This is a genomic window from Vibrio sp. 378 (assembly GCF_033339435.1).
This window is the reverse complement of record NZ_JAWOUO010001060.1, coordinates 1-541: the sequence shown is the minus strand read 5'-3', so window position 1 is coordinate 541 and position 541 is coordinate 1. Positions and strand designations below refer to the sequence as shown.

Here is a 541-nt window from a genome sequence, read left to right as displayed (position 1 = left end):
AAGAAATTATCGCTGCATTTGCCCCAATTCAAACACGCGGTATTACATGGGCGCTCGTGGTTCAACTTCCAGAAAAAGAGGCGTTTTCACGCATTCATCAACTGGAAAAGCTCTTCGTTATCGCCATGCTAATCGCGATCATTCTTGTGGTGATTGCATCGCATTATTTGTCCAACTTCATTACATCACCACTGCTGAAGCTGACTTGGGCGGCGGAGAAAGTATCCGCTGGCGACCTCGACGAAACGACATTCAATACCGAGCGTAAAGATGAAATCGGTCGCTTGGCTATCAGCTTCGAACGTATGCAGCGCTCGATTCGAGAAAAAATCCAAACCATCAAACAGCAAAACGAAGAACTTGAAAGCAACATCAAGCTGATTCAGAAGCAAAATGATGAGTTGCAACTGGCTGATAAACTGAAAGATGAGTTCCTCGCAACAACCTCGCACGAATTGCGTACACCGCTACATGGCATGGTTGGGATAGCAGAAACCCTTGTGTCAGGAGCAAATGGAGTCATTCCCGCCAGTCAAAAATA

Annotated in this window: 1 protein-coding gene; it reads left to right on the top strand. The window is 46.0% G+C overall.

What is annotated here, in order from left to right; translation table 11 throughout:
* A partial coding sequence (locus R7Q48_RS30360; RefSeq protein ID WP_318134124.1) for a HAMP domain-containing protein occupies positions 1-541 on the top strand: 541 nt, incomplete at both ends.